Annotated in this window: 13 protein-coding genes; 5 read left to right on the top strand and 8 right to left on the bottom strand. The window is 51.4% G+C overall.

The annotated features are described in order from the left end of the window. The first annotated feature begins 15 nt into the window (after positions 1 to 15). From CHL74_RS06605 to CHL74_RS06595, 3 genes are all read left to right on the top strand, one after another. On the top strand, positions 16 to 714 hold the full coding sequence (locus CHL74_RS06605; RefSeq protein ID WP_094880376.1) for a phosphatidylserine decarboxylase family protein: 699 nt from the start codon (positions 16 to 18) through the stop codon (positions 712 to 714). 45 nt (positions 715 to 759) lie between these two features. After that, positions 760 to 1,485, top strand: a complete 726-nt coding sequence (pssA, locus tag CHL74_RS06600) for a CDP-diacylglycerol--serine O-phosphatidyltransferase (RefSeq protein ID WP_094880375.1) — start codon at positions 760 to 762, stop codon at positions 1,483 to 1,485. Between the two features lie 98 nt (positions 1,486 to 1,583). Beyond that, positions 1,584 to 1,943, top strand: coding sequence for a DUF4834 family protein (locus CHL74_RS06595; protein ID WP_094880374.1), 360 nt, complete (start codon positions 1,584 to 1,586; stop codon positions 1,941 to 1,943). A gap of 99 nt (positions 1,944 to 2,042) precedes the next feature. Here the strand turns inward: CHL74_RS06595 and CHL74_RS06590 are convergent, their stop codons facing one another. From CHL74_RS06590 to CHL74_RS06570, 5 genes are all read right to left on the bottom strand, one after another. After that, positions 2,043 to 3,233: an ROK family transcriptional regulator gene (locus CHL74_RS06590; RefSeq protein ID WP_094880373.1), complete on the bottom strand. Its 1,191-nt coding sequence runs from the start codon at positions 3,231 to 3,233 to the stop codon at positions 2,043 to 2,045. 218 nt (positions 3,234 to 3,451) lie between these two features. Then, a complete protein-coding gene (lpxA, locus tag CHL74_RS06585) occupies positions 3,452 to 4,225 on the bottom strand; it encodes an acyl-ACP--UDP-N-acetylglucosamine O-acyltransferase (RefSeq protein ID WP_094880372.1) in 774 nt (257 codons plus the stop codon). A gap of 44 nt (positions 4,226 to 4,269) precedes the next feature. Further along, positions 4,270 to 5,655: an efflux transporter outer membrane subunit gene (locus tag CHL74_RS06580; RefSeq protein WP_094880371.1), complete on the bottom strand. Its 1,386-nt coding sequence runs from the start codon at positions 5,653 to 5,655 to the stop codon at positions 4,270 to 4,272. A gap of 27 nt (positions 5,656 to 5,682) precedes the next feature. Continuing rightward, positions 5,683 to 8,934, bottom strand: a complete 3,252-nt coding sequence (locus CHL74_RS06575) for an efflux RND transporter permease subunit (RefSeq protein WP_094880370.1) — start codon at positions 8,932 to 8,934, stop codon at positions 5,683 to 5,685. Between the two features lie 48 nt (positions 8,935 to 8,982). Next, positions 8,983 to 10,185: an efflux RND transporter periplasmic adaptor subunit gene (locus CHL74_RS06570; RefSeq protein ID WP_094880369.1), complete on the bottom strand. Its 1,203-nt coding sequence runs from the start codon at positions 10,183 to 10,185 to the stop codon at positions 8,983 to 8,985. A 372-nt stretch (positions 10,186 to 10,557) separates the two neighbouring features. Between CHL74_RS06570 and CHL74_RS06565 the strand changes: the two genes are divergently transcribed. Both CHL74_RS06565 and CHL74_RS06560 read left to right on the top strand, forming a co-directional pair. Beyond that, positions 10,558 to 11,247: a response regulator transcription factor gene (locus CHL74_RS06565; protein WP_094880368.1), complete on the top strand. Its 690-nt coding sequence runs from the start codon at positions 10,558 to 10,560 to the stop codon at positions 11,245 to 11,247. Between the two features lie 5 nt (positions 11,248 to 11,252). Continuing rightward, entirely contained in the window at positions 11,253 to 12,677 is a 1,425-nt protein-coding gene (locus CHL74_RS06560; protein WP_094880367.1) for a sensor histidine kinase, read from the top strand. Positions 12,678 to 12,831: 154 nt separating this feature from the next. Here the strand turns inward: CHL74_RS06560 and CHL74_RS06555 are convergent, their stop codons facing one another. Genes CHL74_RS06555 through CHL74_RS06545 form a run of 3 tightly spaced genes read right to left on the bottom strand, consistent with a single transcriptional unit; the run spans position 12,832 to position 16,516 of the window. Next, positions 12,832 to 13,971: a CD0519/CD1768 family membrane protein gene (locus CHL74_RS06555; protein ID WP_094880366.1), complete on the bottom strand. Its 1,140-nt coding sequence runs from the start codon at positions 13,969 to 13,971 to the stop codon at positions 12,832 to 12,834. A gap of 24 nt (positions 13,972 to 13,995) precedes the next feature. After that, positions 13,996 to 15,009 carry a porin gene (locus CHL74_RS06550; RefSeq protein ID WP_094880365.1) on the bottom strand — a complete coding sequence of 338 codons (1,014 nt, stop codon included), beginning with the start codon at positions 15,007 to 15,009 and terminating at the stop codon, positions 13,996 to 13,998. A 55-nt stretch (positions 15,010 to 15,064) separates the two neighbouring features. After that, positions 15,065 to 16,516: a CCA tRNA nucleotidyltransferase gene (locus CHL74_RS06545; protein ID WP_094880364.1), complete on the bottom strand. Its 1,452-nt coding sequence runs from the start codon at positions 16,514 to 16,516 to the stop codon at positions 15,065 to 15,067. Positions 16,517 to 16,710 lie beyond the last annotated feature (194 nt).

Below are 16,710 nucleotides of genomic sequence, written 5' to 3'. Positions count from 1 at the left end.
ACATTCCCCGCTACTATGATAAAAAATATAAAGATAAAGAAACTTAAGAAGATACGACTTCATCGTGAAGGAACGGACACGCTCATTTATGGCTTCATTTTCATTGCCGCAGTGGCGCTGTTGCTGTGGCGTTTTGTGGACGTGAAGGCTCCTTTCTGGTGCTTCCTCGCCATAATGGGCACGGTGTATGGTATAGTGATTAACTTCTTCCGCTGCCCCATCCGTTACTTCCCGGAGGAGAACACTGAGAAAATAGTTGTGGCTCCGGCTGACGGACGCGTGGTGGTTATTGAGGAAGTGGAGGAGAATACGTACTTCCACGACCGCCGTATTATGGTGAGTATCTTTATGAGTCTGTTCAATGTACACGCCAACTGGTTCCCCGTAGACGGAAAGGTGACGAAGGTGGAACATCACAACGGCAACTTCCATAAGGCTTGGCTTCCGAAGGCAAGCGAGGAAAACGAACACGCTGACGTGGTGATCACCACTCCCGAAGGAACGGACATCCTCTGCCGACAGATAGCCGGCGCCGTGGCTCGACGCATCGTCACCTACGCAAAGGAGGGAGAGGAATGCTACATCGACGAGCACCTCGGTTTCATCAAGTTCGGCTCACGTGTGGACGTGTTCCTGCCGCTCGGAACGGAGATTTGCGTAAAGATGGGCCAGGCCACAACAGGCGACCAGACAATTATCGCAAAGCTTAGCTGAAAGCAGACTGACTTTTAATAAATTCAATACAACAAACTTCGAATTATGGCAAACATAATCACACGCATTATCCCCAACACCCTAACTTGTGGCAACCTCGTATCGGGCTGCATTGCTACAGTCTTTGCCCTCTCAGGCGACGCTCGCATGGCATTGTTGTGGATTATCGCAGGAGCCGTGTTTGACTTCTTCGACGGTATGAGCGCACGCCTTCTGAATGTCAGTTCGCCTATAGGCAAGGAGCTTGACTCGCTTGCCGATGACGTGACCTTCGGTGTGGCTCCGGCAGCCATCATCTTCCGTGAGCTTCAGACGCTGGAATGTCCTGACTTTCTTGCGCCTGTGGCAGAATACTTGCCCTATTTCGCTTTCGTTATGGCGGCTTTCTCTGCCTTGCGCCTTGCCAAGTTTAATCTTGACACACGCCAGACCACATCGTTCATCGGTCTGCCGACGCCAGCCAACGCCCTGTTCTGGGGCTCATTGCTGGTATCGCGTGCCGACTGGTTCGAGTCGTCTCCGCTTATGGTGCCCGTGCTTCTGGTGATGATTTGCTTCAGCAGCTGGCTCTTGGTGGCTGAGATTCCGATGTTCGCTCTGAAGTTCAAGCATTGGGGATGGAAAGAAAACGAGTTGCGTTACACGTTTATCGTCTTCTCCGCTGTTATGATTTTTTTCTTCGGTATTATCCAAAGCTTCTGGATGATAGTGGCGTGGTACTTCATCGTTTCGTTGTGTTCGAACATGATGACAAAGAAAGCGCAAGCCTAACGTTTATTGCTCATGTGCTTTAACGTTATGGCATGGTATTTGATTTAAGATATTCGGAAGTATTAATCAAATCATTTGTATAATCAAAAACGAATATTATGTCGGTATTTGCACTACTAATAAAATATCTGTTCATCGTCTTCATCCTCGTCGCCTTCTTCGTAATAGGAGTGGTGGCGTATTTCCTCCATCGTGTACGTAATGCTGCACGACGCTTCGCCAACGGCGGAATGGGAGGCGGACGTTCTTCTGCCGCCAATAACGGTACGTACGGCTCGGCTTCTTCGTCGTCATCATCTACGTCTTCTTCTGCAAACAATACTGGCAGCAACGGTAATGCAGCAGGAAGCAGCAGACCGGTATCGGGCGATATCTACGATTCGCGTTCGCCTCGTGAGGCTAATCGCAAGATTTTCGCAAAGGACGAAGGCGAATACGTTGACTTTGTGGAAGAATAAAGAATATATCAGAAATACATTTATATAAAACAAAAACGCCCTGCAAAGGTAAATCATAACCTTTGCAGGGCGTTTTCTATTTAGGAGTTGTGAGTTTCTCTACTCCAACACAACCTTTCTTGCCAGCAGACAGGCTCCGGTTATGCCGCCACGCTCGCGTAGCTTGGAGAGGCAGAGACGTGTGTCCTTGTTGACAAGGTTGAGCGAATACTTTCTTACTGAAGTCAGAACGGACTGGAGGAGGAAGTCGCCGGTGCGTGCCATCACGCCACCGATTACCACGAGTTCGGGGTTGAAGATGTTGATGAGGTTGGCGACGGTCTCGCCAAGGTTGCGTCCTATCTTCTCTATGACATCTATGCAGAGCGGGTCTTCATCGTTGATGGCGTCAATTATGTTGTCGAGCGTGAAGATGTCGCCTTCTTTCTTTGTGAGAATTGACGATTCGCCAGCCTCGATGCGCTGCTTGACGATGCGCTGAAGAGCGCTTCCCGAAGCTTCCGTCTCCAGACAACCCTTCTTGCCGCAATGGCAAAGGATGTCGTTGTTGAAGACGTGCATGTGTCCGATCTCGCCGGCAAATCCCGAACGACCTCTGTAGAGTTCGCCGTCGATGATGATGCCCAGTCCGAGCCCCCAACTGTCGTTGATGAAGAGCACGTCCTTCTCTCCGCTCACCATTCCCTTCATATACTCTCCGTAAGCGAAGGCACGGGTGTCGTTCTCAATGCTTACGTTGATGTTTATCTTTTCCGAGAGAGTGTTGGTGAGAGGACTTTCGAGGAAGTTGTATAATGTGTGTGAATAGCCGCTCTCTGAATTGACGCGTCCGGAGATGCAGAATGTGACGTTAAGAATCTTGTCGTGCTTCACTTCCGTCTTTTCGATGAAGTTCTTCACGAGCGTGCACAGTTCGTCAATGGACTCCATCGTGTTGTTGATCAGACAAGGCACGTTGTCGTCCAGTTCTATAAGGTCGCCTCGGAAGTTCATAAGTCCGAGGTTAACGAAATTCTCCTTTATCTCCACGCCGACGAAGAATCCCGAGTCGGGGTTGAGTCCGTAGAGTATAGGTCTGCGTCCTTCTCCTGTTTCCTGCTTTCCGTATTCGTTTACGTAGCCCATATTCTGCAACTCTCCCACTGCTTTAGTGATGGTCGGGATGCTGAGGTTTATTTCTTTCGCAAGTTCTTGGATGGTGGAATTACCGTTGGTTACGAAATATTTCAGGATTTTCTTTTTAAAGCAAACATTCTTCTTGTCGCCGTCAAGGTTAAAAGTATTAAGCATAAGGTTTATTCTCCTATTATATATAAAGGTATTACCGGGGTTAGTTTGTTTTATGCAAAGTTACTGAAAATTGCTTTAAGTCACAAGTTTTAGCGTAAAAATATAGCGGCAAGGTATAGACTCACGTCTACCTTGCCGCTTCGATTGAAATAACAACACTAATATATAAAAGGTATGAAATGTGCTTTATTATAATAGCTGTTGCTTAAGATCTTTGGTTAGATCTTGCTGATGATGCCGAGCTTGGATGCCTCGAGGAACTTCACGATGCTGTTGATTTCCTTTCCTGGAGGAACCTGCTCCTTAATCTGGTTGATGGCATCAAAGACGCTTGTCTGTCCGTGGAACACCAGACGGTATGCGTTGGCGATGTGGCTGATGACCTTCTCGGTTGTTCCTGACGACTGGAGGAGAGTCTCGTTAACGCCAGCGTAGCGTACCGGGTTGTCGGTTGCGACGATAAACGGGGGCACGTCCTTCGAGATACGTACACCGCTGGTCACCATTGAAGCGCCGCCGATGCGAACGTTTGAGTTGATGATGACACCAGATGAGAAGATTGCAGCGCTGTGAATCTCGCAGTCGCCAGCCACCTTCGTACCGTAACCGAACGTCACGTAGTCGTCAATCTTTGTGTCATGCGATATATGAACGCCCTCCATGAAGAAGTTGCGGTTGCCGATGCGTGTCTCACCGTCCTTGAATGTAGCACGGTTTACCACCACATTCTCACGGAATATGTTCTCGTCGCCGATGACGAGGCGTGTCTCGTCGCCCTTGTAGTTGAAGTCCTGCGGCTCCGCACCGAGCACGGTGTTCTGATACACCTTGTTGCCACGACCCATAACGGTGCCCTTCATGATGCTCACGTAGGGGAAGATGATGCAGTCATCGCCGATAACCACGTCGTCCTCTATGTATGCGAACGGGTAGATTGTGACATTCTTGCCAATCTTTGCGCCCGGGGCTATGTATGCTTTATCACTAATCATAATTAATCTATTTACAAGTTACGAGTTATAAAAACTCCTAATTCCTAAAATCTTCCTCCTCCCAAAGCATAGTAGAGGTTTACGACGGCTTGCATCTTGTAGAAGTCGTCTGCCACCTTAGAGAGTTCTGCGTTGAGGAGACTCTGCTGAGCGGTGATAATCTCGAGGTATGTGGCTGAGCCGTCGTTGAACAACATCTTGTTGTACTCGACGTTCTTCTTCAGACTCTCCACCTGCTTTGCCTCCAGCTCGCTCTTCTCCTTGGAAGAGTTGTAGAGCACGAGGGCGTTGCTTACCTCAGATCCTGCTGAAAGCACGGCGTTCTGCCATGTATTGAAAGCCTGCTCCTGCTTTGCCTTAGCCACCTTCAGACCAGCAACGAGCTGTCCGTGAGCGAAGATTGGCTGCACGAGTGAGCCAACAGCAGAGAGAAGCCACTTGCCAGGGTTGGTGATGCCCATGCCACCGGAGTTGGTGAAGGCGCCCGTTCCTGAGATTGTGATGCTCGGATAGAAACGTGAGCGTGCTGTGTTTACGTCGTAGAAGCACTGTGCGAGCGACATTTCAGCGTAGTGAACGTCGGGACGGTTGGCGAGAAGCTGGATGCCTACGCCCGTTGAGAACTCAGCGGGGAGCGACTGTCCCTCGAAGGTTCCGCGCTGGATGGTCTGTGCCTGCTGACCGAGAAGCAGCGAGAGCGAATTCTCTGTCTCGCGAATCTGACGCTTGAGGTCGGCTGCCTGAGCCTTCACGGAGTACATATTAGCCTCTGCACTCTGCACGCTGGTCTCCTTAACACGTCCCAGTTCCTTCTGAATCTTCATGATGTTCCATGTCTCTTCAGTCAGCTTTGTCATGTCCGTTACCACCTGCAGCTGCTTGTCGAGCATGAGCAGAGTGTAATACATGTTGGCGATGTTGGATATGATCTTGGTCTGCACCACCAGCTGATAGTCCTTCGTGGCGAGCAGAGACATCTGAGCCGAACGCTTTACGTTGAGCAGATTGCCGAAGAGGTCGATGCTCCACGATGCTGTGATTGGCAGCTGATAGGTCTTTGTGGCCTTGTTGCCGTCCCATGAAGCGATGGTTCCCTGCGGTGTGAAGGTGAAGCCGGGCACGAATGCCAGCTTAGCCACCATGAGCTGGTCCTCCACCATCTTGACGTTGAGTGCGGCATTCAGCATGTTGGTGTTGTTGGCGATGCCCTTCTCGATAAGCGACTGCAGCTGCGGGTCGGTGAACACCTGGCGCCAAGGCAGATTGCCGAAGCTTGCGGTGTCGGTGACGGCGAGCGTGTCAGTGTTGCTCACAACGTCGCGTACGAGTCCTTTGGTGTCCACCTCAGGACGCTCGTACTTGTTGTATATTCCGCAGCTGGTCATCAGAAGCGATGCCGATGCGAAAAGTATTATCTTGTTCAATTTCATTGTTTCGTCTTTTAATTTCTTAAGAGCTTACTTCGTATTCTTGTCAATCTGCTCGTTCAGTGCTCCAGCCACATACGGGTTAGTGTACTGGCGTACCTCGCTGTCCACGTCGGCATGGTCGTTCTCGAACTCGATAGGCTTGATCTTCTCCTGCAGAGTCTGGAAGATATAGAACAGGGCAGGCACAATCATAATCTGGCAGAGCATACCGATGAGCATACCGCCTACGGCTGCTGCACCAAGAGTCATGTTACCGTTGTAGCCTACGCCCCAAGGCATGAGCAATGGGAGAAGACCGATAATCATAGCCAGTGAGGTCATAAGGATAGGACGCAGACGAGCTGACGCACCGAGAACTGCCGACCATGAAATGGCCATACCTGTCTGACGACGTTCGAGGGCGAACTGTACGATAAGGATGGCGTTCTTGGCAAGAAGACCCATAAGCATGATGAGCGCAATCTGCATGTAGATGTCGTTGTTCTTACCGAACATGTTGGTAAAGATAAACGCACCTGCAAGACCGAACGGAATGGAGAGGATTACTGACAGCGGCAGGATGTACGACTCGTACTGTGCCGACAGAATCAGGTAAACGAAGGTCAGACAGAGCACGAAGACGATGGCTGTAGAGTTGCTCGACTCCTGCTCGGTACGTGTCAGACCAGAGAACTCGTATGTGTATCCTGCGGGCAGAGATGTCTTTGCCACCTCGTCCATGGCCTTGATGGCATCACCCGTTGAGTAGCCCTCAGCAGCCGAAGCGTTCACGTTGATGGATGTGAAGAGGTTGAAACGGTCGATCTCCTGCGGACCGTATACGCGGCTCAGGTTTACGTACTCGTTGATAGGAGCCATCTCGCCTGCGCTTGTGCGGACGTAGATGTTGTCCAGACTCTTCAGGTCGGCACGATTCTCAGGTGCTGACTGGATGTATACACGATAGAGCTTACCGTATGCGTTGAAGTTAGAAGCATACATACCTCCGTAATAGCCCTGCATGGTGGTGAGGACAGTAGAGGGGTCGATGCCGCTCTGCTTACACTTCGATACGTCCACATCAATCTTATACTGCGGATACTTGGTGTTGTATGAGGTCATGGCGTTCGAAATCTCCGGACGCTTGTTAAGCTCTGCGATGAAGTTCTGTGTTATATCAAAGAACTTGTTGACGTCGCCACCGGTGCGGTCCTGCATTGAGAATGTCATACCGTTGGTGGCAGAGAAGCCCTGCACCATAGGCGGCTGGAAGGCAAGAATCTGCGCACCCTTGATGGCTGCGGTCTGCTTGTATATCATACCGAGCACCATTGTAGAACCGAGGTTGTGCACGCCGATATACTTCAGCGGGCCTTCCTCTTTCTGACGATCCTCGAAGCTCTTGAGCTTGATGATGAACGTACCCTGGTTAGAGCCCTGACCTGCGATGAAGTTATATCCGGTGATACGCATACGGCTGGCGATGGCGGGGTTGGTGGCAAGCATGCGGTCCACCTCGTCCATCACCTCATTGGTCTTCTTCATAGAAGTTCCCGGAGGTGTAGATACTGTACAGAATACGGTACCCGTATCCTCGTCAGGCACAAGACCGGTCTTTGTGGTGCTCATAAGCACGCCCATACCAACGATGGCGATGATTACTGTAACGATGGCGATGACGGGGCGCTCCACGATGCGACGCACACCCTTGGTATACTTCTCCTGAACCTTGCCATAAGCGGCGTTGAACGATGCGTGGAAGCGGTCAATCATGGTCATCTTGCGCTCCTTGCCCTCCTTGTCCTTCGGCTTCAGCAAGATGGCGCAGAGAGCCGGAGAAAGTGTCAAGGCGTTAAGAGCCGAGATGATAATTGAAATGGCCATGGTGATACCGAACTCACGATAGAAGGCACCTGACGTACCACCCATGAACGACACGGGGATGAACACCGATGCCATAACGAGGGTGATGGAGATGATGGCGCCCGAAATCTCGTTCATGGCGTCGATGGAAGCCAGCTTTGCCGACTTATATCCGAGGTCGAGCTTGGCGTGCACGGCCTCCACCACCACAATGGCATCGTCCACCACGATGGCGATGGCAAGCACGAGGGCGGCGAGTGTCAGCAAGTTGAGCGAGAAGCCGAACGCATAGAGGAAGAAGAACGTACCTACCAACGATACAGGCACGGCAATCAACGGGATAAGTGTTGAGCGCCAGTCCTGAAGGAAGATGTAAACCACGATGAACACGAGGATGAACGCCTCGCAGAGAGTCTTGATAAGGTCCTCGATAGAAGCGAAGAGGAACTCCGTTACGTCCTGCATGATGTCGAAGTGGATTCCCGGCGGCATTGTTGCCTCCTGCTCCTTGAGGAGCTTCTTGACGTTGGTGGCAATCTCAGTTGCGTTAGAGCCGGCAGTCTGTGTTACCATCATGGTAACAGAAGGTTTGCCGTTGTTCTTTGACTCTACTGTATACGAGAGGGCACCCATCTCTACGCGTGCCACGTCCTTTACGCGGATGGTCTGACCGTCCTGCGTTGACTTGATAATCATGTCGCCGAACTCCTCAGGAGTCTGCAGACGACCTCTATAGCGGAATGTATACTGATACTGGTTGTCCGACTGTTCGCCCACAGAACCAGGGGCTGCCTCGATGTTCTGCTGTGCAAGAACGCCAGTGAGGTCAGAAGGAATCAAGCCGTAGCTCTTCATCTTCACGGGGTCAATCCAGAGACGCATGGTGTAGTCCTTCTGCGAGAAGCACTGACACTCACCCACACCGTTCACACGCTTGATGGCAGGAACGACGTTGATGTTTGCGTAGTTGGTGAGGAACTTGTCGTCGTAGCGGTCGTCGTCGGCTGTAAGACCGAAGAGGATAACCGTTGACGACTGACGCTTCATCACTGTCACACCAGCCTTTGTTACCTCAGCCGGCAGCAAGGCAGAAGCCTGCGACACACGGTTCTGAACGTTCACCTGACACATGTCAGGATCCATACCCTGCTTGAAGAAGACGGTGATGGAAGCCGAACCGTCGTTGGTGGCTGATGAGGTCATGTAGGTCATGCCCTCAACACCGTTGATCTGCTCCTCCAACGGTGCAAGCACCGAGTTGAGCACGGTCTGTGAGTTGGCACCAGAGTAGGCGGCACGCACCATAACGGTAGGAGGTGCCATGTTCGGATACTGCTCGATAGGCAGCGACACCAGACCGAGTACACCCAATATGACCACGAGGATGGAGATCACCGTGGAGAGCACCGGGCGTGTGATAAATCTATCTAATTTCATCTGTTTTCGTTTTATTACTACTTATCAATTCGTAACTACTGCATTCTTTTACTTACCGAATGCCTTCTTCAGCTTCTTGATGTCGCCCTGAGCTTCACCCAGCTGCTCTGTCTTCTTCAGCTTCTCAGCATACTGAGCCTCTGTGACGGGCTTGATTTCCATGCCGTCCTGCAGAGATGTCACGCCGTTTACAACGAAGCGGTCGCCCACCTTCAGACCAGAAGTGATGATATAGTTCTTGCCGTCGTTCTGGGTGTTGAGGGTAACAGGAGTATACTTCACCTTGTTGTCCTTGCCTACGACGTAAACGAAGTGCTTGTCCTGAACCTCCACTACAGCGTCCTGCGGTACGATAACAGCGTTTGAAGCTGTGTGAGGCACGACGATAGAGCCTGAAGCACCGGTCTTGAGCACGCGGTCAGGGTTGGGGAAGTCGGCACGCATTGACACTGTACCGGTGGTCGGGTCGATAACGCCGCTTACAGTAGCCACCTTACCCGGGTGCTCGTAGATGGTGCCGTCAGCCAGCTGCAGCTTCACTGCCGGATAGCTGGCGATGGCAGCGTGTACGCCACCTGCTGTCTTGCTCATGTCGAGGAGGTCCTTCTCAGTCATTGAGAAGTACACCTGCATGGTAGAGTTGTTTGAAACGGTGGTGAGAGCCTGCTGTGAAGACGCGCTGACGAGAGCACCTACACGATAAGGCAGATCGCCGATGACGCCGTTGGCAGGGCTTGTCACGAAGCAGAAGTTAAGGTTCTGCTTGGCAGAAATGTAAGCGGCCTCAGCCTGTGCCAGCTGTGCGGCAGCGCTTTCCATGGCATTCTTTGATGACTGCAGCTCGTACGAACCGATAACATTGTTCTTGAAGAGCTTCTCAGAGTTTTTGTATGTAAGACGTGCAGTGTTGAGCTGAGCCTTTGCAGCGTTCACCGATGCCCTCGCCTGACGCACGGCGGCAGCGTAAGTGACGTTGTCGATGACGAAGAGGAGCTGACCAGCCTTTACCTGCTGACCTTCCTTAACGCAAAGCTTTGTGATGAAACCTGAAACTTTCGGACGAATCTCAACGTCCTGCACACCCTTGATGGTAGCGGGATAAGTGGTCTGGAGAGCAGCGTCCTGGCCCTGAACCGTACGTACGGCGTACTCGTTGTCGCCGAAGTTAGGCTTTCCGCCACTCTTTCCGCCTCCACAAGAGGCGAGTACTGCAGCAAAGGCTGCAACCAATAAAATCTTTGTTTTCTTCATACCTATTTTTTATTCTTTATTCTTTATTAATTTTGTCTGTTGTTATATATATATGTATATATTCTATGAATGTAGAACTCAATGATTCATTTGGAAAACTAAAATCGCCATTTAAGTTTTCGGCTGCAAAGTTACTTAGATTAATACTATTATGATAATATTTTCCCTAACATTTAACAACTTTTATTCCTCGTTGGGAGTTATGGTCCATTGTCGTTTACTTATTGACTATTTATGATTGACATCGGTCAATAATGTAAAAAATTATCCGTGTAACGAAAATGTAACGCCTTGGAAATACATGTGAATAGTATTTGCGCTATCTTTGCAAACGTAAAACAATGGTGAAACGAAACATACATATATATAAAGATGAAACAGAACCAGAAAATCCTTGTTGTGGATGACGAACAGGACTTGCTCGAAATCCTTAAGTTCAATCTTGAGACCGAAGGTTATGAGGTCACCACGGCAACATCCGCTGAAGAGGCTCTTGAGACGGACATCACCTCATTTGACCTTATTCTCCTCGATGTGATGATGGGCGGAATGTCGGGATTTGCGATGGCTAAGAAGCTGAAGGACAATCCTCAGACTGCAGGTGTGCCCATCATCTTCCTCACGGCACGCGACACGGAGAACGACACCGTAACAGGATTTAATCTCGGAGCGGACGACTATATCTCGAAGCCCTTCTCCATCCGTGAGGTGATGGTCAGGGTGAGGGCTGTGCTCCGCCGTACTGCCGCTGTGGACGACTCCGCCGAACCGCAGATATTGTCATATCAGGGCATCGTCATGAACCTTGACAAGAAGACGGTTAGCATCGACGGAGAGGAAGTGGCGTTCACGAAGACGGAGTTCGAGCTGCTCCATCTGCTCCTCGACGAGCGCGGTCGTGTGTTCTCACGCCAGGAGCTCATAGAGCGTATATGGCCCAAGGACGTGCTCGTGCTCGACCGTACTGTGGATGTAAACATAACGCGATTGCGCAAGAAGGTTGGACGTTTCGCCAAGTGTATCGTCACAAGACTTGGCTTCGGATATTATTTTGACGAATAAAAGCTATGAAAAATTCTGTAGGAACCAAGCTCTATCTGAGCGTGCTTTCCGTTTTCCTGATTTTCGCCGTTTCGTTCATTGTATTCCAGCAGGAACGCGAAAAGCAGTATAAGATTGACACGCTCAACCTGAAGCTGCAGGACTATAACAAGCACATGGAGGAATCGGTGCGTCTCTTGAATCTCAGGACCGAAGCGCAGCTCGACCATTATGTGGACTCGCACAACTTCCCAAATCTGCGCGTTACCATCATACGCACGGACGGAAAGGTGACGTACGACAGCCGCTTGAAGGACTATTCCCACTTGTCTAACCACATCACAAGACCAGAGATTGCCAGCGCATTGAAGGACGGAACCGGATCAACTGTCGACCGTAACAGCGAGACATTGAGCGGCGACTACTTCTATTCTGCCACTTACTTTCCGCGCGACTCCTTCCTCATCCGCTCCGCCCTGCCTTACAACAACGACCTTACGAAGTCGCTTCAGGCTGACCAGCATTATATATGGTTCGCTCTCTGCGCCATTCTGCTGCTCACCGTCATCCTCTATCGCTTTACGCACCGCCTCGGACACAACATCATGAAGCTGCGCACCTTTGCCACGCGTGCTGACCATAACGAGTCGCTCGACGTGGAAGACCTAGCTGTCTTTCCGAGTGACGAGCTGGGCGAGATAGCGGAGCGCATCATCAAGATTTACAAGCGACTGCAGACCACACGCCGCGAACAGGACATCCTCAAGCGTCAGCTCACGCAGAACATCGCGCATGAGCTGAAGACGCCGGTGGCGAGCATTCAGGGATACCTCGAGACCATTCTGGAGAATCCTAACATCAACGACACGATGCGTCAGCAGTTTCTCGAGCGCAGCTATGCACAGAGCCAGCGTCTGACGTCGCTCCTGCAGGACATATCCACGCTCAACCGCATGGACGACGCTCCCGAGATAACCACACAGGAGCATGTGGACATCGCTAATATGGTGGCGAACATCCAGAAGGAGACAGCGCTCCAGCTGCAGGAGAAGCACATGACCTTCGTAAACCGTCTGCCTGCCGACCTCGTCATCTGCGGCAACGGCAGCCTTGTCTACAGCATCTTCCGCAATCTCACGGACAACGCCATAGCATACGCCGGTATAGGTACCACCATAACGCTCACGGCACAGTTCGTCCAGACCAACATAGAGGACAACGGCAAGTGGCATTTCTGCTTCTCCGACAATGGAGTGGGGGTGGCTCCCGAACACCTGCAGCGCCTCTTCGAGCGCTTCTATCGGGTGGACAAGGGTCGCTCGCGCAAGATGGGTGGCACCGGACTGGGCCTCGCCATCGTAAAGAACGCCGTCATACTCCACGGCGGAACCATCAGCGTCCATAACAACGACGGTGGCGGACTCTGCTTCGAGTTTACGCTTAAGGCGTAGTTTTAGTTGAGAGTTGAGGGTTGGGAGTTGAGAGTTATTAGGCAGGGCTTATACAAAAACCTTTCGAAACACAAGGTATGAGGTTTTTGTATAAGCCCTGCCTGACTCTGAACCCACCGATAACTTACGGTTTGTTTTCTTTTTCTGCTTCTTTTTATCCTGCTACCAGCGTAAACAATGTGAACATCCAGTGGGCGGCTATTGCTGCAACTATGCCGCCACAGGTGTGGGCGAGGATGGCTTTCGGTGTGAGGTCGCGATAACCGAGAGAGTCGAGCATGGCGGTGTGGGTGCTGAGGAATCCGCTCCAGCACATACCGATGGCAGTGAACACAGCGATGGCGTTGCCGTCTATCCAGCCGTGCTGTATGAAACCGGGGATGAGGCTCAATGCGGCTCCTACGGCTCCGAGAGCGGTGATGGGGAACGCCACGAGGTGCGGATCTTGGAAACCGAACAGCCAGTCGAACACGAAGCCAATCTTGTTTGCAAGCCACGGCAGAAGTTCCACGCCCTGATATGCCGATCCGTCGTATGCTCCTTCCGCTCCTGCTCCGAAGGTGAACATCATCACGAAGGTGGAGATGATGAGCACGCCGGGGATGATGGCTATGCCTACGTCCACACCGCTACGTCCGCCGTCAAGCATTGCGTTGAGCAGACGGATAAACACGGTCTTCTCTTTTTGATTGCCTTCCTCCTTCGCTTCCTCCTTTGCAAGGTCCTCGTCAGACACTGCGTTTTCCTCGGCATACTGCGGGTAAGCCTTGAGGACGAAGCGCTGCATGAGGCGTGTTGAGCATACGCAGCCGATGCACGCACCGATGAGGCCGATGCAGGGAGCGGCGTAATAGCCCTGACTTGCCATGAAAACCATTACGAGCAAGCCCATACCGAACGCCGTACCGAAGTTGGTAAGCGATATGAACTGGTATTTCTTGAAGTAGCTGGCGAAGCGCTTGTCGTTGGCAAGCGAGATGATGGCGGGGTTATCGGAGAGGAATGTCATCACGGCTCCGAGCGACGTAACGCCGGGAAGATTGAATATGGGTCGCATCAGTGGGCGCAGGGTGCGCTCAAGAAGCGTCACGACGCCGAACTCAACGAACACTCTGCCTATGGCACCCGTGATGACGCATATACTCATAAGGTAAAAGACGGTGTTGAGCAGCAGGTCGTGTGCTGTCTTCATGATGGTGTTGAGCATGTTGGGCAGCCCCATTATGGCTGCCAGATAGCCGAAGAGCACCACTACTGATGTGATACACCAGATTCCGCTTGGGATTTTTTTCATAGGGATAGTTTTTTTTGATAGTTTTTAAAGAAGGTGGAGTTTAGCTGCAATGCCGACTTTCACCATTGTCTTGTTGTCCACGTTGATGCCGGCAGGATTGGTGTTGGTGCCGGTGGTGTGTGCTATGCTGAGGTTTACGCGGAGATCTGGCTTTCCCTTCATGGGATAATACTCCAGTCCGCCGCCGTATGTTGTAAGCTCTGTGCCGTTGGTTACGCTCTTGTCAGCTTCCACGCCGCTCTTGTTTACGTCGTAAGCTAATTTGCCGTAGATGGCGAGTTCGGGGATGATACGATAGTCGAGACGTGCTATTACGGAGCAGTCCTTGAAGAGATAGGTCTGGTGGCTGGCAGCGCGATTTATGAAGTCAAGCTCCATGGAAGCGTTGTTTACGTCCAGACGGTTGCCCAGACCGATGAACGAGATGTAACGGCTGGGAGCGTATTCCATGAGGTTTACGGAATACTGCGTGCTAAGAATGCCGTGCTTGCCAGCCCAGTAAAGGCTGTATCCCATGAGGTCGTGATGCGTCGGCTCGTTGTACATACTCTCCGAAGCCTGGGCGAGGAAGCGGTCGTTGCCGCTCGTTGTGGTGTATACGATGCTTGCACCGAACTTGAAGGGTGCCACGTTGTTCCAGTATTCTGACGGAGTGTAGATGTCTATAGGGTTGCGGTCGTACTCCCAGCTACCCACCATGATGACCTGCTTACCGGCAGAAATGGCCCAGTTCTTCGTCAGTTTATAGTCGATGTACATCCAGTCCGTGGCTTCAAAGATGTCGTTTCTCGTAATCTTGCTGTTCACTCGCTGACGCCAGCTGTAAGACAGACGGTCGTTGATGTTGCCGTAAAGGCTGAGAAACAGATAGTCGCCCTTCATTCCTGAAGCGTCGTGCTGCACTTCACTTCCGATGCGCTCGTTGATGTAGCTTGCACGTGTTTGGAGGTTGAGGTGTACTGTTGGTTTGTCTTCTTCGGCATGCATGGGCATAACGCCAGCCATAAGACAGAGAGCTGTTGTTGCTAATGATTTCATATAAATAGGTTAGTAGTTTTGTTGCTTTGTCTTTTTATGATTCATTTTGTTTTTATTAGTTTTTTGCAAGTCCCATTTCCTTTGCCTTTTCCAAGAGCAATGTCATGAGAGGTTCGCGTTCGTTAGGCACTCGGTTGTCGAGGACGGCGTCCTTGAGATATTGCTTCAGCTGTCCCACTTCGCGGCAGGGCTGTAGCGAGAACATCTCCATTATCTCGTTGCCGTCGATGACCGGCTGGAGCAGTCGCTTGTAGTCGCGCTCCTTAAGGTCTGTCAGTTTCTCGCGCACCATGCGGAAGTTCTCGAGGAAGCGCTTCTTTCTCACCTCGTTCTTCGACGTGATGTCAGCCTCGCAGAGTGTCATGAGGTCGTCGATGTCGTCGCCGGCGTCGTTCATGAGTCGTCTTACGGCAGAGTCGGTCACCACCTCGTCGGCTATTACGATGGGTCGCATGTGCAGGTCGACGAGCTTCTCCACGTACTTCATCTTGGCGTCCATCGGCAGCTTCATGCGGCGGAATATGGACGGAATCATCCTCGCTCCGATGTAGTTGTGGTTGTGGAAGGTCCAGCCGAGTGCCGGTTCCCACCTTTTCGACTTTGTCTTGCCCACGTCATGGAAGAGAGCTGCCCATCTGAGCCAGAGGTTGTCGCTGTGCTTGGCTACGTTGTCCACCACCTCGAGCGTATGATAGAAGTTGTTCTTGTGCGCACGTCCGTTTCGTGTCTCCACGATGTCGAGCGCCGCAAGCTCGGGAATGATGAGCTGTAGGAGTCCGCAGCGCTGCAGTTCGGCAAGTCCTCGTGAGGGTTGCGCCGTCTTCATTATCTTGTTAAGCTCGTCGGCAATGCGCTCACCGCTTACTATCTTGATGCGTTCCGCGTTTCGTGAGAGCGCCTCAAAGGTCTCGTCCTCGATGAAGAAGCGCAGCTGTGCCGAGAATCTCACGCAGCGCATCATGCGCAGCGGGTCGTCAGAGAAGGTGATGTCGGGGTCGAGTGGTGTTCGGATGATGCCGTCCTCCAGGTCGTAGATGCCGTCGAAGGGGTCGACGAGTTCGCCGAAACGGTCTTTGTTGAGGCATATCGCCATAGCGTTGATGGTGAAGTCGCGACGGTTCTGGTCGTCTTCCAGTGTGCCGTCCTCCACGATTGGCTTGCGTGAAAGACGGTTATAGCTTTCCTTTCTCGCACCGACGAACTCCACCTCCGTGTCGTAAAACTTCACTTGCGCCGTACCGAAGTTGCGGTAAACGGCAAGGTGAGCACGCGGGCGGCCCGTCTTCGGGTTGGTGCCGAGCAGCTGTTGCAGCTTCTTCGCCACCTCTATTCCGCTTCCCACCACCACGACGTCAATGTCGTTAGTGGGACGTTCGAGGAATATGTCGCGAACGTATCCGCCTACGAGGTAGCATTCCACGCCCATCCCGTCAGCCGCTTCGCCTATTTTATGGAATATGTCTTTGTCGAGTATTTCTGCCAGTTCGGCATCACTATATAGCTTCATATAAAATCTAAAATTTGGTGCAAAGTTACAAAAAATAGCCATTTTGCACAAGAAACTATATATTAAGTTGAGAGTTGCTTAAGTTGTGAGTTGCTTAAGTTGAGAGTTGAGAGTTGAAAGTTGCTTAAGTTGAGAGTTGAGAATTGAGAGTTGAAAGTTATGATATGTTTTGTTAATCATGTATTTTAATAGGT

Source organism: Prevotella sp. 885, assembly GCF_002265625.1.
Classification (GTDB): Bacteria; Bacteroidota; Bacteroidia; order Bacteroidales; family Bacteroidaceae; genus Prevotella.
The sequence above is the reverse complement of the archived record's forward strand: the minus strand, read 5'-3'. Positions and strand labels throughout refer to the sequence as shown.

Coding starts and splice junctions, on each gene's coding strand:
- pssA (WP_094880375.1), top strand. CDS start 760: ATGGCAAACATAATCACACGCATTATCCCCAACACCCTAACTTGTGGC.
- CHL74_RS06555 (WP_094880366.1), bottom strand. CDS start 13,971: ATGAAAAAAATCCCAAGCGGAATCTGGTGTATCACATCAGTAGTGGTG.
- CHL74_RS06595 (WP_094880374.1), top strand. CDS start 1,584: ATGTCGGTATTTGCACTACTAATAAAATATCTGTTCATCGTCTTCATC.
- CHL74_RS06590 (WP_094880373.1), bottom strand. CDS start 3,233: ATGCTTAATACTTTTAACCTTGACGGCGACAAGAAGAATGTTTGCTTT.
- CHL74_RS06550 (WP_094880365.1), bottom strand. CDS start 15,009: ATGAAATCATTAGCAACAACAGCTCTCTGTCTTATGGCTGGCGTTATG.
- CHL74_RS06575 (WP_094880370.1), bottom strand. CDS start 8,934: ATGAAATTAGATAGATTTATCACACGCCCGGTGCTCTCCACGGTGATC.
- CHL74_RS06565 (WP_094880368.1), top strand. CDS start 10,558: ATGAAACAGAACCAGAAAATCCTTGTTGTGGATGACGAACAGGACTTG.
- CHL74_RS06560 (WP_094880367.1), top strand. CDS start 11,253: ATGAAAAATTCTGTAGGAACCAAGCTCTATCTGAGCGTGCTTTCCGTT.
- CHL74_RS06570 (WP_094880369.1), bottom strand. CDS start 10,185: ATGAAGAAAACAAAGATTTTATTGGTTGCAGCCTTTGCTGCAGTACTC.
- lpxA (WP_094880372.1), bottom strand. CDS start 4,225: ATGATTAGTGATAAAGCATACATAGCCCCGGGCGCAAAGATTGGCAAG.
- CHL74_RS06580 (WP_094880371.1), bottom strand. CDS start 5,655: ATGAAATTGAACAAGATAATACTTTTCGCATCGGCATCGCTTCTGATG.
- CHL74_RS06545 (WP_094880364.1), bottom strand. CDS start 16,516: ATGAAGCTATATAGTGATGCCGAACTGGCAGAAATACTCGACAAAGAC.
- CHL74_RS06605 (WP_094880376.1), top strand. CDS start 16: ATGATAAAAAATATAAAGATAAAGAAACTTAAGAAGATACGACTTCAT.